Origin of the sequence: Mycobacterium sp., from assembly GCF_035697385.1 — a bacterium.
Taxonomy (GTDB): domain Bacteria; phylum Actinomycetota; class Actinomycetes; order Mycobacteriales; family Mycobacteriaceae; genus Mycobacterium.
The window spans coordinates 40855-55848 of sequence record NZ_DASSCY010000268.1; the positions used below are offsets into that span (position 1 = coordinate 40855).

General features: G+C 65.0%; 9 protein-coding genes and 1 riboswitch. Of the genes, 5 read left to right on the plus strand and 4 right to left on the minus strand.

The window, feature by feature from the left end:
• Positions 1 to 30: 30 nt before the first annotated feature.
• From VFH65_RS22675 to VFH65_RS22690, 4 genes are all read right to left on the minus strand, one after another.
• Complete coding sequence (locus VFH65_RS22675) at positions 31 to 2790, minus strand: helix-turn-helix transcriptional regulator (RefSeq protein WP_353324429.1); 2760 nt, start codon at positions 2788 to 2790, stop codon at positions 31 to 33.
• A 230-nt stretch (positions 2791 to 3020) separates the two neighbouring features.
• The gene (locus VFH65_RS22680; RefSeq protein ID WP_353324431.1) at positions 3021 to 5765 is read right to left on the minus strand and encodes an ATP-binding protein; all 2745 of its coding nucleotides are present in this window, start codon (positions 5763 to 5765) and stop codon (positions 3021 to 3023) included.
• Positions 5766 to 5797: 32 nt separating this feature from the next.
• Positions 5798 to 8560 carry an ATP-binding protein gene (locus VFH65_RS22685; protein WP_353324432.1) on the minus strand — a complete coding sequence of 921 codons (2763 nt, stop codon included), beginning with the start codon at positions 8558 to 8560 and terminating at the stop codon, positions 5798 to 5800.
• A gap of 138 nt (positions 8561 to 8698) precedes the next feature.
• Positions 8699 to 10366, minus strand: a complete 1668-nt coding sequence (locus tag VFH65_RS22690) for an MFS transporter (RefSeq protein WP_353324447.1) — start codon at positions 10364 to 10366, stop codon at positions 8699 to 8701.
• A 211-nt stretch (positions 10367 to 10577) separates the two neighbouring features.
• A riboswitch (TPP riboswitch) is annotated at positions 10578 to 10687 on the plus strand.
• Between VFH65_RS22690 and thiC the strand changes: the two genes are divergently transcribed.
• From thiC to VFH65_RS22715, 5 genes are all read left to right on the plus strand, one after another.
• Positions 10677 to 12278 carry a phosphomethylpyrimidine synthase ThiC gene (thiC, locus tag VFH65_RS22695; RefSeq protein ID WP_353324434.1) on the plus strand — a complete coding sequence of 534 codons (1602 nt, stop codon included), beginning with the start codon at positions 10677 to 10679 and terminating at the stop codon, positions 12276 to 12278. (Overlaps the previous riboswitch by 11 nt.)
• A 91-nt stretch (positions 12279 to 12369) precedes the next feature.
• Positions 12370 to 13206, plus strand: coding sequence for a bifunctional hydroxymethylpyrimidine kinase/phosphomethylpyrimidine kinase (gene thiD / locus VFH65_RS22700; RefSeq protein ID WP_353324436.1), 837 nt, complete (start codon positions 12370 to 12372; stop codon positions 13204 to 13206).
• Positions 13203 to 13820 carry an alpha/beta family hydrolase gene (locus tag VFH65_RS22705; protein WP_353324438.1) on the plus strand — a complete coding sequence of 206 codons (618 nt, stop codon included), beginning with the start codon at positions 13203 to 13205 and terminating at the stop codon, positions 13818 to 13820. Before thiD ends, VFH65_RS22705 begins: the two co-directional genes overlap by 4 nt.
• A gap of 51 nt (positions 13821 to 13871) precedes the next feature.
• Positions 13872 to 14489 (plus strand): septum formation family protein, encoded by a 618-nt coding sequence (locus VFH65_RS22710; RefSeq protein WP_353324440.1) that lies wholly within the window; start codon positions 13872 to 13874, stop codon positions 14487 to 14489.
• Positions 14490 to 14532: 43 nt separating this feature from the next.
• Positions 14533 to 14994, plus strand: a 462-nt coding sequence (locus tag VFH65_RS22715) for a flavin-containing monooxygenase (protein ID WP_353324441.1), incomplete at its 3' end; no start/stop codon positions are given.

Here is a 14994-nt window from a genome sequence, read left to right on the forward strand (position 1 = left end):
AAATGCTCGCACGGTGAATCAGGTGTTTCCCTACTCATCGGCTCTGCCCATGAGCCGCCCGAGCTCGGCCCGCGAGCGGATACCGAGCTTTTGATAGATGCGAGACAGGTTGGTCTCCACCGTTTTCGGGCTAATAAACAACGCCGCTGCCATCGCGCGATTGGTGACACCTGTGGCCGCGAGTTCGGCGACACGTTGCTCCGAAGCGGTGAGTTCGGCTCGTGTCCGGGTGCCGCTGGCCCGATTCAGTTCTGCGCGTGCACGTTCCGCCCACAGCGGCGCGCCCAAATCCTCGAATGTCGCCAACGCCTCCCGCAGCGTCGTCGACGCGGCGTCCCTCTTCCGTTGGCGACGCTGGAGCTGACCAACCAGCAACTGAGTGCGGGCGCGTTCGAACGGCATAGGCAGCCGATCATGGTGGGCCATCGCCGCCTGGGCGGCAAGGCTGGCCGCGTCGACGTCGCCGTGGGCTGCCAGCAGCATGCCGCGGCACCGAGCGCCCACTGCCTGCATCCAGGCGCGGTCAAGCCGGGCGCCGTTGCGTTCGAGCACGCCGACGAGCGGCTCCGCGTCGGCGAGCCTACCCAGTGCAACCAGGGATTCGACGGCGTCAGGGACGAACGATGCGGCGGGAATCTCCGTCGCATCGGGTGAAACGTTGAGGTTGTACAGCAGGGGCGCGACGGCGCTCAGCGCGGCGCCGTAATTGCCAAGGGACACCTCGAGGAAACCCAACGTGGTGAGCGTCCAGACCACCAAAAGGTTTGCGCCGCTTCGCTGGCTGGCCGCGAGCGCCTCGCTGGTGTCGTGCCGGGCCTGGGCCTCTCGGCCGGCGTAGGTGGCCAGCGCGGCCCGAATGGTCATCGCCACAAACAACGGGACGTCGCCGCCCAGCTGCAGGGCCCGCTCCACGGTGTCCTCAGCGATCAGGGCGGCGCCGGTGAAGTTGCCCCGCCAAATTTCGACCAGAACACTGTGCACGGCAACGAACATCAGTTCGTTCTCTTCGCCGCGCTCGACGCAGCGCCGCCGAATGGACGCCAACTCGTGGTGGGCCGCATCGAGCCGCCCGGTCCAGCCCAGCAGCATGGCGTTCTGCATGCTGGGGCGGAAAGCCATCGGGATGTCGGCGTGGTGGTCCTCCAACTCCACCGCGCGGGCCAGGCTGGCCTCGTCAAGACCGTCGCCGCGCAAGAACCACAGAATGGCCCGCATGCTGAGTGCCTGACTCAGAGGATGCGGCTGCCCAAGCCGTTCGGCATGAACGACGGCGTCCTCGATGCTGCGCGCAGCGGCACCGAAACGCCCCGCGTTGTATCGGATGTACGACAGTGCAATCAAGAGCCGCGTTCGCAGCGCGAGATTGTCTCCCGCGTCGTCCAATGCGCGCTCGAGCACGCTGGCGGCCTCCACGAAACCGTCGTCGAAAAGATGCACAAAACCAAGCAGGCTGGACGCCTGTGCCCGCAGCGGGCCGGGGCCCAGCTGCGCGATGGTGTCCAGGAGCAGAGCCCGTGCTCGCCCGGTATCGCCGGCGTTGAAGTGGTGGCGTGCCAACTCGATCCGGCGTTCCGGGGTGTCACCGCCGAGTCCGATTGCGAGCTCCAGGAGTTCTGCTGCGGCGGCAGGAGCTCCTCGCTTGCGCGCCAATTCTGCGGCGGTATCCAGCGAGTTCAACGTGAGCTGGTCGCCTGTCGCGGCAGCCAGCGCCAGGTGCCTGGCCTTGAGTTCAGGCTCCTCGATGATCTCGGCCAGGCGGCGGTGCATCGCACGGCGGCGGGCTGTGGTGGTGTCGCTGTACACCCCACGGGTCAGAAGCGGATGGCTGAAACGCACACGGTGTCCATCGATTTCGACAATGCCCTTGTCCTGAGCCTCCTCGAGAACCGCCAGTATGTGTGCGACGTCAGTGTTGTTCGCTCGCCCTATCAACTCGACCGTGGGATCGCCGAGGCACGCCGCGGCAAGCAATACCTCCCGAGCGTCGACTGCCAAGGCACCGATCCTGGCCCGCACCAACTCGGCGAGGGTATTCGGCAACGATGCTCTACCACGCGTCTTCTGGCTATCCATTGCCCTCGCCAGCTCGATGGCATAAAACGGGTTACCACCCGAAACATCGTGAATCTGGGTCATTTTCGGTCGCGAGAACGACCGCCCGAACCGCTCGGATAGCACCGCATGCAATGCGCCTGTGCTCAGCGGACCCACGCGAATGCGGTTCAGCCCGTCTGGCCGACTCAGTTCCAGGCCCGGTCCTACCCGGCCACTGCCCGGACCGGTGCGCACAGTCGCGAGAAAACCAACCGGGCAGGTAAGCCGTCGCGCGGCCCACGAGACAATGCCCAAGCTGGTCGGATCGAGCCACTGCAGATCGTCGACCGCGATCAACACCCGCGACTCTTCGGCGAGCCGCTCCACGACGGAAATAAAGCCTGCTGCCACGGCACGCCGATCGGTCACCGGGCCGTCGGCGCTGACCCGCAATAGAACCCGGTCGATCGCAAGTCGCTGCGGCGGCGGGAGATGCCCAAAAGCAGCCTCGTCCAACTCCTCCAACAGCCCTGCCAATGACGAATATGCCAACACTGATTCCGCTGCCGTCGCCCGCGACGACAACACCCGAAACCCAAGGTCGTACGCGCGTTCCAGTGCTGCCAACCACATGGTGGTCTTGCCGATACCGGCCTCACCCTCCACCATGAGCGCCGCAGGCCCCGATGAAACCGAGGCGAGGAAGTCGTCAACCGCCCGCGATTCCGCCTGACGGCTAACCACCTGCGTGGACACGAACGAATACTGGCAGCCGGCTGCTCGCACGTCCACTCGGGCTAACTCCTTACGCAGGCGTGAATGGGGTACGAACAGCTAAATAATGCAGAATTCTCCAGACTCGCAACTCCTGGATTGGAAAGAACGCTGCTCGCACGGAATCACTCTTCGGTGCGCCGGGGACCGGCGCACGAGTACCCCACTACCTGTATTGCGCGGCGCGCCGTATTCGCGCCACCAGGTGTTTCCTATTCATCGGCGCCGCCCATGATCCGTCCAAGTTCAGCACGCGAGCGGATGTTGAGCTTGCGATAGATCCGGGAAAGGTTGGCTTCCACTGTTTTTGGGCTGATGAACAGCGCAGAGGCCATTTCGCGATTGGTGATGCCTGTGGCTGCGAGCTCTGCCACCCGCTGCTCCGAGGCGGTGAGTTCGGCCGCCCCGGTCCGGGTGCCGGTGGCCCGTTTCAGTTCTGCGCGAGCCCGATCCGCCCACAGACGCGTGCCCAGGTGCTCAAAGGCCGCCAGCGCCTCCCGCAGAGTGGCCCCCGCGGCGTCCCTATGTCGCTGGCGACGCTGAATCTGTCCCATGACCAACTGTGTTCGTGCCAGCTCGAACGGCATCGGGAGGCGTTGATGTTCACGCAGCGCGCGCTCTGCGGCCGATCTGGCCCCTTCGAGGTCACCATGAGCCGCCAGCAGCATGCTCCGGCAGCGTGCGCCAACGGCGAGCATCCACGCGCGGTCGAGCCGATCACCGTTGCGTTCAAGCACATTGACGATCTGCTCTGCGTCATCGAGTCGTCCGAGTCCAGTCATCGCCTCGGCCGCATCGGGTAGATACGCTGCGGTGATGATCTCGGTGGAATTCGGCAGCCGCTCGAGACCGGCCAGCAACGGCACCAGCGTGCGCAACGCCGCCTCGTAGTTGCCGAGTGACACCTCGAGGAAACCCAGGCTTGTGATCGGCCATTCGGACAATCGCTGCGAGCCGCAACGCTTTGCCCCTGCGAGAGCGTCCATCGCATCGCGACGAACCTCATCCACTCGGCCGGCGTACGCCCCGTTCGTTGCCCTGATCGCGAGGGCGATGCACATCGGCAGGTCGCCATTCAGTTGGAGCGCCCGTTCCGTGCTGTCCTCCGCGATGAGTTCGGCTTCGGCGAGCTTGCCCCGCCACACCTGAATGAGCGCGATGTGAAAACCGAGATAGATGAGTTCACTCTCCTCACCGCGTTCAATGCAGCGTTTTCGGATCACGGCCATTTGGCGTGCCGCGTCGTCCAGCTGTCCGGTCCATGCGAGCAGAAAGGCATTCTGCACAGCGGGGCGAGCGGAAAGCGGAACATCCGCCGCCTCGTCGCCCAGCTCGAGAGCGTGTCGCATTTCTGCCTCGTCGACACCTTCACCGAGTACGAAGCGCAACGTCACGCGCATGCCGAGTGCTTGACTCAGCAGGTTCGGCTCGCCGAGGCGGTAAGCAAGCGCCACCGCATCGTCGGCGCGGCGGCAGGCCGACTCAGGTTCCCCGCCGTTGAGCAACGCATACGCCAGCATGACCGACATCCGCACTTGGCTGGTGACGTTGTCCTCTGCCTCGGCCATGGCACGTTCCAGCAGGGCCGCAGCCTCGAGGAAGCTGTCGTCCTGCATTCTGACGGCGGCGAGCAGGAGCATAGCCTCGGCGCGCATCTCACCCGGTGCCAGTCGGTCGATGGCTGACTCGAGCAGACTCCTCGCGCGGGCTGGATCCCCCGCTTCGAAGTGATGGGCGGCAGACCGGATGCTGCGCTCTGGTGTGTCGCCGCCAAGTCCTATCGCCAGTTCGATGAGGTCAGCCGCCGCGTCCGGCGCACCCCGAGTTCGTGCCATCTCGGCTGCTGAATCAAGCGCACGTAATGTGCGGTCGTCGCCGCTCGCAGTGGACAGCGCCAGATGCCTGGCCTTGAGCTCCGGTTCGCTAACAACGTCGGCGAGGCGACGGTGCATTTCTCGGCGGCGTGAGGGTGTGGCGTCGGTGTACGCACCTCGACTAAGCAGAGGATGGCTGAAATTGACTCGGTGACCGTCGATTTGGACGATTCCCTTGTTCTCCGCCTCCTCAAGGACCGCCACGGCATCAGTATCGGTGGCACGCGCGATCAATTCCAACGTGGGTGTAGCCAGGCAGGCCGCCGCAAGCAGCGCCTCGCGACCGTCGGCGCTCAGACCACCCAATCTGGCTCGCACCAAATCTGCGAGGCTGCCGGGCAGCGCCGTCTCATTACCCCAGGTGTGGTCCTCCATGGCACGTCCCAGTTCCAGCGCATAGAACGGGTTGCCGCCCGAAAACTCATGTATACGACGCATTTTCGGCCGTGAGAACGACCGGCCGAGGCGCTCAGAAAGGACGGCGTGCGTCGCCCCGAGACTCAACGGGTGTACGCGAATTCGGCGATTGCTGTCCGGCCGTCGTAACTCCAGCGATGATCCCGCGTCGGCGTATTCGGGCGCGTCGCGCACGGTGGCAAGCACACCAATTGGCCCCGTGAGTCGCCTCGTGGCCGATGAGATGACCATCTTGCTCGGCGGATCGATCCACTGCAGATCGTCGATGGCCACCATGACGGGGGACTCCTCAGCGAGCCGTTGCACGATCGAGAGAAACGCTGCTTCGACGGCCCGCTGGTCCGTCACGGGGCCGTCGGCGGCGCTCGCGCGCAACAGAACACGATCGATGGCAAGACGTTGGGGCGGTGGCAGACTTGCAAAAGCAGCATCGTCCAACTCATCAAGCAGCGCGGCCAGTGACGTATAGGCGAGCACCGACTCAGCCGACGTCGCACGCGTTGACAGCACCTGAAATCCGAGTTCGCGTGCTTGTTCCAGCGCCGCCAACCACACGGTGGTCTTTCCGATTCCCGCCTCGCCCTCCACCACCAGCGCCGCTGGTCCGGAGGGCACAGCCGCAAGGAAGTCGGCAACGGCCCGGGACTCGACCTCGCGACTGACCATATTCGCAGGCACGAGTTAGGTCTCTCTGATCTTCATGCTTCGGCTCTGGCCATGATCCGCCCGAGTTCGGCACGCGAACGGATATTGAGTTTGCGATAAACCCGGGAGAGATTGGCCTCCACCGTTTTTGGACTGATGAACAATGCGGCAGCCATCTCCCGATTGGTGACACCCGATGCAGCGAGTTCGGCGACGCGTTGCTCGGTCGCGGTGAGTTCGGCCCGGGTCCGGACTCCGCTGGCCCGTTCCAACTCTGCGCGCGCGCGTTCCGCCCACAGCGGTGTGCCCAGCTCCTCGAAGGTCGCCAACGCCACCCGCAGCGTGGCCGACGCCGCCTCCCGCTGCTTCTCCCGACGCTGAAGCTGACCCATGAGCAGCTGAGTGCGGGCCAACTCGAACGGCATCGGGAGCCGCTGGTGTTCCGCCAGCGCGCGCTCTGCTGCAGCGCTCGCCGCTTCGACGTCGCCGGTGGCTGCCAGCAACATGCCGCGGCATCGCGTGCCGACTGCGAGCATCCACGGGCGGTCCAGTCGGCTGCCGTTGGCCTCGAGCAACTCGACGAAGCGCTCGGCCTCGTCGAGTCGCCCGAGGTGGATCATCGCCTCGATCGCATCGGGCAGGAACGGCGCAACCAAGATCTCGGTTCCGTTGGGCGCCGCGTCGACCACGCGCAGCCAGGGTTCGAGGGTGTCGAGGGCGGCCTTGTAATTGCCAAGAGATACCTCGAGAAACCCCAGCGCGGTGATGGGCCATACCGTGATGAGAAAGGGGGAATCACTCTGTTCACAGATCTTGAGTGCCTCGCTGGCGTGGCGCCGAGCCTCAAGTTCTTGTCCGGCGTATGCGGCCAGCGCGGATTGCAGCATCGGCGCCACCGCAAGTGGTATGTCGCCGCCGAACTGCACGGCTCGTTCCGTCACGTCCTCGGCGATCAGCGCGCACTCGGCGAAGTTGCCCCGCCAAATCCCGTTGAGGCCAGCGTGTAACGCGAACATCAAGAGTTCGATTTCGTCACCGCGCTCGATGCCGCGCCGACGAATAGCCAGCAACTCGTCGCGCGCCTTATCGAGCTGACCCGACCCGCCCATCAGCACTGCGCTTTGCACGGTTGCGGCAAGGAGAGCGGACATCGGCGCTTCGCGGTCCTCCAGCTCGAGGGCCCGCGCCAAGGCGGGTTCGTCCAGACCATCGCCAAGATAGAAGCTCACAAGCGCGTGCATGGCCAGGGCCTCACTCAGCAGCTGCGGTTGTCCAATCCGCTCAGCTGTTCGCACGGCATCAGCAATGCAATTTGCGGCGTCGTCGCGACGGCCAACATTGAATCGTACGTACGCGAGCGGCACCAGGATTTGCACTCGTAATACCGGATCGTCGCCAGCATCATTGAGAGCCTTGTTCAGCAAATCGGCAGCTTCACGAGAACTGCCGTCCAGCAGGCTCCATAGCCCAAGAAGTCGTAATGCCGCGGCTCGCAACGACTTCGGCGCGGGACGTTCGATGATGTTGTTGAGGAGCGCGCGGGCTCGTGCGGCTTCGCCTGCATTGAAATGATGTACTGCGGCTCGGATCTGGCGGTCAGGTGTGTCGCCTCCGAGGCGCATCGCGAACTCAAGGAGTTCAGCTGCGGCGATTGGGGCTCCGCGCACTCGGGCCAATTCGGCGGCGGTGTCGAGCGAGTCCAGCGTCAACTGGTCTCCGGTCGTTGCGGCAAGGGCGAGGTGCCTGGCCGTGAGTTCGGGGTCGTCGACGATCTCGGCCAGTCGACGGTGCATCTCCCGGCGGCGCGCTGGGGTTGCCTCGCCGTATACGCCGCGGACGAGGAGCGGATGGGCGAAACCGATGTGCTGTCCATCGATTTCGATGATGCCTTTGTCTTCGGCCTCCTCCAGGATCGCCACCACGTGCTCGATGTCAGTTTCGATGGCACGGGCAATCAAGCCCACTGATGGATCGGGTACACAGGCGGCGGCGAGCAATGCACGCCGTGCGTCGGCCGTCAAGCGGCCGATCCTTGATCTCACCAGCCCGGCGAGTGTTCCCGGCAATGACGTGACGGCATCCGTGGAACCGTCCTCCATGGCGCGTGCGAGTTCGAGGGCGTAGAACGGATTGCCGCCCGAAACTTCGTGGATCTGCAGCATTTTCGGGCGCGAGAACGATTGTCCGAGGCGATGAAACAGCAGTTTGTGCAATGCACCAACGCTCAGCGGGGGCACCCGGAAGCGACGGAGTCGGTTCGGCTCGCGAAGTTCCAACGCCACCTTCGGCCCGTCGGCGCCTGCACCAGTGCGCAGTGTGGCGAGCACACCAACTGCACCGGAAAGCCGACGCACAGCGGATGAGATGACCTGCGCGCTCGGCGGATCAAGCCACTGGAGGTCGTCTATCGCTACCAGCACCGCCGAACCCTCGGCGAGGCGCTTGACAACGGATAGGAATGCGGCTGCGACCGCGCGCTGGTCGGTCACCGGACCATCGTCCCTTACACGCAACAGAACCCGATCCATAGCTATGCGCTGCGGAGGTGCCAGCCCGGCGAAGACGTCGTCGTGAATTTCATCCAACAAGTCGGCTAACGAGGAGTAGGCGGCAACTGACTCTGCCGACGTCGCCCGCGTCGACAACACGCGAAACCCGCGCTCATGCGCCCGCTCGACAGCAGCTAGCCACACTGTGGTCTTGCCGATGCCCGCCTCGCCCTCGACGATCAGCGCGGACGGCCCGGCAGTCACGGATGCGAGGAACTCACCCACGGCCTGGGTTTCGACATCACGACTCACCACTTGCGTGGCCATGTGTGGATCTTGTCAGCCATCCGCCAGTGGGTCCACCGGTATGGCTAACTCCATTGTTGTCGTATACACCGCTGATGAGCATGGAGTCTCGTACGTTCCATTGCGCACTCGCAACGCCGAACTGCCTGCTAGTGCGGGTCACGCCTCGTTGTCGGCGTAGCGACCCGGGTTGAACAGCGACGCGATCAAGCCGATCACCATCATCACCGTCGCCGCGCCGAACACCACTACGAGGCCGGTGTGGAACGGCTCGGTGATGAGATGCGGAAAGAATGTCTGGCCGGTCAGCACGTCGGCGTTGACGCCGGGCTGCTGCAACGCGCCCGACGGCCCCAGCAATTCGCCAATCGGGTTGTAGCCCAAGAACGCCGCGAACAGGCTGCCAACCGGCGGCAGATTCGCCACTTCGTGCGCCACCGTCGCCGACACACCCTGCTCCTGCAGCCCGGCGCTCATCGCGCTCGGCAACGTGTTGGCGAGACCGACGATCATCAACGAGAAGAAGATTCCGATCGACAGTGACGAGCCCGCATTGAAGAACGTTGCGCGCACACCCGACGCGGCACCACGTTCGGCAGCCGGAACGCTCGACATGATCGCCGCGGTGTTGGGCGCGGTGAAGATGCCGCCTCCCAGTCCGTTCAGGAAGATCAGGAGCGCGAAGACCCAGTAGTTGAAGTCGACGGGGATCATCATCAGCGCGACGAACGAGCCCGCCATCAGCGCCATCCCGCCGACGGTAAACGGCCGGGCGCCGAAGCGGTCCGACAGCGACCCGGCAATTGGTCCTGCGACAAGGAAGCCCACCGTGATCGGCAGCATGTAGATGGCCGCCCACAGCGGTGTGGATTCAAACTCGTAGCCCCGCAAGGGAAGCCAGATACCCTGCAGCCAGATGATCAGCATGAACTGCAGACCGCCACGGCCCACGGACGACATCAGGCCGGCGAGGTTGCCCATCCCGAACGCGGTCGACCGGAACAGCCGGATGTTGACCATCGGCTGGGCCACCCGCAGTTCGATGAGGCAAAACGCCACCAGCAATGCCAGCCCGATCCCGATCGCGCCAAGCACCCACGGGCTCGTCCATCCCGTTGTCGAGTTGCCGTAGGGCTGGATTCCGTAGGTGATCCCGACCAACACGACCGTCAGTCCGACACCGAACGTCACCGTGCCCGCCCAGTCCAACCGCCCGGGCGTCCGTACCCCGAGCTCCTTCAGCGAGCGCACGCTCCAAATCGTGCCGAGGATGCCGATCGGCACGCCGACCCAGAAGATCGCGCGCCAGTCCCACTCGGACAACAGGCCGCCGATGAGCAGGCCCAGGAACGACCCGGCCACCGCCGCCACCATGTTCACGCCGAGCGCCATCCCACGCTGGTTGGCCGGGAACGCGTCGGTCAGGATCGCCGACGATGACGCCATCAACATCGCGCCACCGACGCCCTGGACCACCCGCCAGGCGATCAGCCACAGCGCTCCCGCGTCGAGGTGCAGCGGATCGAAGGACAACGCGATCGCCGAGAGCGTGAACACCACGAAACCGATGTTGTAGATGCGGACCCGGCCGAACATGTCGCCGAGGCGGCCGAACGGGACCACCAGCACGGCCGTCACGACCAGGTAGCCCATCAGCATCCACAGCAGATAACTGACGTTGCCCGGCGCCAGCGGGTTCAGGCCTATGCCGCGGAAAATTGCCGGAAGGGAGATGAGGACGATCGACGCGTTGATCGTCGCCAGCAGCGTGCCCAACGTGGTGTTGGACAGCACCACCCACTTGTAGAAGGGGTGATCGTGGTCCATGCGCCGGCGTCGGCGAGCGGTCTCGGCTACGGCCTGTTCAGGATCAGCGACAACTGGGGGTTTGGTGGGCTCAATCTCAGTGGTCAAGTGTCTTCGCTTATGTGTCGACGTCGTTAGTTACGTATCAAAACACATATATTAGCTATGCAAATCATCGCAAGCAATTCCTGTTCCCAGTGACCGGGCACGGCCGACTGCGCTAGGTTGGCCAGTGTCCGAACGCGGGAGCGCACACCAAGTGCGCTGAGAGGACGGCTGGGGCCGTCGACCGTACGAACCTGACCGGGTAATGCCGGCGTAGGGAGAAGAAATGACTGGCGTTGTTGTCGATCCATCTGTGACCACTGGCCCCATCGCGGGCAGCACGAAGATTTATCGGGACGGGGTTCCGTTTCGCCGGGTGAACCTGTCCAACGGCGAGCACCTCGACCTGTACGACACCTCCGGCCCGTACACCGATGCCGACGCGGTCATCGATTTGCACGCGGGCCTACCGCCACGGCCAGGCGTCGTGCGTGACCGCGGCACCCAGTTGCAGCGGGCACGTGCGGGCGAGATCACCGCCGAGATGGCGTTCATCGCCGCCCGCGAGGGTGTCCCGGCCGAGCTGGTGCGCGACGAGGTGGCCCGCGGCCGCGCCGTGATCCCCGCCAACCACAACCACCCCGAGAGCGAGCCGATGATCATCGGCAAGGCGTTCGCGGTGAAAATCAATGCGAATATTGGCAATTCGGCCGTCACGAGCTCGATCGCCGAAGAGGTCGACAAGATGGTGTGGGCAACGCGCTGGGGCGCCGACACCATCATGGACCTGTCGACCGGCCGCGACATCCACATGACCCGCGAGTGGCTACTGCGCAATTCCCCGGTGCCCGTCGGCACCGTGCCGATCTACCAGGCACTGGAAAAGACCAATGGGGATCCCGCGGAGCTGACGTGGGAGCTGTACCGCGACACCGTCATCGAGCAATGCGAGCAGGGCGTCGACTACATGACGGTGCACGCAGGCGTACTGCTGCGCTACGTTCCTCTGACCGCCAAGCGGGTGACCGGCATCGTCAGCCGTGGCGGATCGATCATGGCGGCCTGGTGCCTCGCGCATCACCAGGAATCGTTCCTCTACACCCACTTTGAGGAACTGTGCGAAATCCTGCAGCGCTACGACGTGACCTTCTCTCTGGGCGACGGGCTGCGGCCCGGTTCGATAGCCGACGCCAACGACGCCGCCCAGTTCGCCGAGCTGCGCACGCTTGGCGAGTTGACCAAGATCGCCAAATCCCATGGCGTACAGGTGATGATCGAAGGACCCGGACACATCCCGATGCACAAAATCGTGGAGAACGTGCGGCTGGAGGAAGAGCTGTGCGAGGAAGCGCCGTTCTACACTCTGGGCCCGCTGGCCACCGACATCGCGCCGGCCTACGACCACATCACTTCCGCGATCGGCGCAGCGATCATCGCCCAGGCCGGCACCGCGATGCTGTGCTACGTCACGCCCAAGGAGCATCTGGGCCTGCCGGACCGCAAGGACGTCAAGGACGGCGTGATCGCCTACAAGATCGCCGCCCACGCAGCCGATCTGGCGAAGGGCCACCCGCACGCGCAGCAGCGTGACGACGCTTTGTCACGGGCACGGTTCGAGTTCCGCTGGAACGACCAGTTCGCGCTGTCGCTCGACCCGGACACCGCCCGGTCCTTCCACGACGAAACCCTGCCTGCCGCACCTGCGAAGACAGCCCACTTCTGCTCCATGTGCGGGCCGAAGTTCTGCTCGATGCGCATCACCCAGGACGTGCGTGACTACGCCGCGAAGCACGGCCTAGACACTGAGGAGGCGATCGAAGCCGCGATGGCCGAAAAGTCGAAAGAGTTCGCCGAGCACGGCAACCGGGTTTATCTTCCACTCGCATGACCACACTTGCGCCGACTGTGCGGTTTCGTACGCAACACGCCGATGAGGCCGTACGAAACCGCACACTCGCGGCCGCGGCGGGGGCGGCACCGTGACATTCCTGCCGCTGACGCCACCGGGCGAAACCCCGCTACGGGTGATGACGATCGCCGGGTCCGACTCCGGCGGCGGCGCGGGCATCCAGGCCGACCTGCGCACCTTCGCGTTACTCGGCGTGCACGGCCTGGTCGCCGTCACCGCGGTGACGGTCCAGAACTCGGTGGGCGTCAAGGGCTTTCACGAGATTCCCCTTGAGGTCATCGCGGGCCAGATCGAGGCGGTCGCCTCCGATATCGGTGTCCAGGCCGCAAAGACCGGCATGCTGGCGTCGTCGGCGATCATCGACACGATCGCCGAGGCCTGGCGCGGTCAAGGCCTTGCCGGCACGGTGCCCCTGGTGGTCGATCCCGTGTGCGCATCCATGCACGGAGATCCACTGCTGCATCCCAGCGCGTTGGATTCCCTTAAGGGCCAACTGTTTCCGTTGGCGACGCTGGTGACGCCCAACCTCGACGAGGTTCGTCTGCTCACCGGAATTGAAGTCATCGAGTCGAATTCCCAACGCGACGCGGCCCGTGCCCTGCACGCGCTCGGCCCGCAGTGGGCGCTGGTCAAGGGCGGGCACCTGCGGTCCTCTTCGCATAGCCCGGACCTGTTGTTCGACGGCACCGATTTCTACGAGTTCGACGCAACCCGCATCGACACCGGCAATGACCATGGTGCAGGTGACACGCTCGCGGCCGCGGTGGCCAGCGCTCTCGCGCACGGCTACGAGGTGCCAGACGCGGTGGAGTTCGGAAAGCGCTGGGTCACCGAGTGCCTGCGCGCTGCATACCCATTGGGCCACGGCCACGGCCCGGTGTCGGCATTGTTCAGACTGAACACATGAACCTCGAGCAGATCGCCGGCATCGCGCACGAGCCCAAGGGCAAGGCCAAAGGCACCGTCGTGCTGACCCACGGTGCAGGCGGCAGCCGGGAGTCGCCGCTGCTGAAGAAGATCTGCGATGAGTGGGCCAGCCGCGGCTGGCTGGCGGTGCGGTACAACCTGCCGTATCGCCGGCGTCGACCAAAAGGCCCGCCGTCCGGAGCCGCCAAGGCCGACCAGGCCGGTGTCGTCGAGGCCATCGAACTGGCGCACACACTGGCCGCCGGACCCGTCATTGCAGGCGGTCACTCCTACGGCGGCCGCATGACATCGATGGTGATCGCGAACGACGCGGCAGAAGTCGACGTGCTGACCCTGTTCTCCTATCCCCTGCATCCGCCCGGCAAGCCGGAGCGCGCCCGCACCGAACACCTGCCGCTGATCTCGGTGCCGACGGTGTTCACCCATGGCACGTCCGACCCGTTCGGGACGATCGACGAGCTGCGCCACGCCGCGGCGCTGATCGCTGCCCGCACCGAGCTCGTCGAGATCACCGGCGCCCGCCACGACCTGGGCTCGAAAACTCTCGACGTCCCGGCGCTGGCGGTCGACGCGGCGCTCCGGTTGCTCGTGTAATCGCCTGGTCAGACCGCCTCGTGGCGTGAAATTTGCTGCTAAGGTCACCGCGTGAGCATGCCGCCGGGCAATCCGCCGCCATACGGTCCACCTCCGTCAGGGCCGTATAACCAGCCGCCCTCGGGACCGTATAACCAGCCGCCGGGGCCCCAAGGCCCGTACCCACCTCCTCCGCCGCCGCCCTATGCCGGGCAGCCGCCCGGATACGGTGGCCCACCGCCGAAGAAGAAGACGCGGTGGGGCCTCATCATCGGAATAGTGGCCGGGGTCCTCGCGCTGTTCGTCATCGGCGCCATCGTGTTGGTGTTGGTCATCGCCAAGGACACGGTCACCGCGACGGACGTCCAGGTCGGCGATTGCTTCGCCGAGATCCCTGACAGCGCAAGGGTATTGACCATCAAGACCGTGGATTGCGAACAGCCGCATGCCGGCGAGGTCTACGCGGTGCTGAATATGCCCGACGGCGACTTCCCCGGTGAGGCCGCAATCGAGGAGTACCAGAACAAGTGCGAGCCGGAACTGGCCGCCTACTCGCCCGATGCCATGACCGACGACTCAATACAGATGTATGTGCTGTATCCGACCGCGGAAACATGGGAACAGGGCGACCGCGCGGTGACCTGCGTCGCGACCCTGGACCCGCCGCGGACGGGGTCGATCAAGGGCTGAGCCGGTCGTCGAAGTTAGCGGTACCTGAGGTACCGTCTGGGTCATGTCTTCGGAGCAATTCGACGTGGTCATCGTCGGAGCCGGCTTCGGCGGGATCGGCGCGGCCATCCAGCTCAAGCGGTTGGGTTACGACAATTTCGTGATCCTCGATCGCGAGGATGACCTGGGCGGCACCTGGCACGTCAACCGCTACCCCGGCCTTGCCGTCGACGTGCCCACCACTACCTACTCCTACTTCTTCGAACCGAACCCGAACTGGTCGCGGCTGTTCACCCCGGGACCGGAGATCAAGCGGTACGCCGACGACGTCGCCGACAAGTTCGACGTGCGCAAGCACATGCGGTTCAACACGGTCGTCGAAGGTGCGCGCTGGGACGAGGAGGCGAGCGCCTGGCGGGTCACGGTGGCCGATGGTGAGACGCTCACCGCGCGCTACCTGATCACCGCGACCGGCTTCCTATCTCAACCCAAGGTGCCCGACATCCCGGGCGTAACCGACTTCGCC

Bases quoted from the DNA above. Each gene is read 5' to 3' on its own strand.
- VFH65_RS22705 (WP_353324438.1), top strand. From the start codon at position 13,203: ATGAACCTCGAGCAGATCGCCGGCATCGCGCACGAGCCCAAGGGCAAG.
- thiC (WP_353324434.1), top strand. From the start codon at position 10,677: ATGACTGGCGTTGTTGTCGATCCATCTGTGACCACTGGCCCCATCGCG.
- VFH65_RS22680 (WP_353324431.1), bottom strand. From the start codon at position 5,765: ATGGTCAGTCGCGAGGTCGAGTCCCGGGCCGTTGCCGACTTCCTTGCG.
- VFH65_RS22685 (WP_353324432.1), bottom strand. From the start codon at position 8,560: ATGGCCACGCAAGTGGTGAGTCGTGATGTCGAAACCCAGGCCGTGGGT.
- VFH65_RS22690 (WP_353324447.1), bottom strand. From the start codon at position 10,366: ATGGACCACGATCACCCCTTCTACAAGTGGGTGGTGCTGTCCAACACC.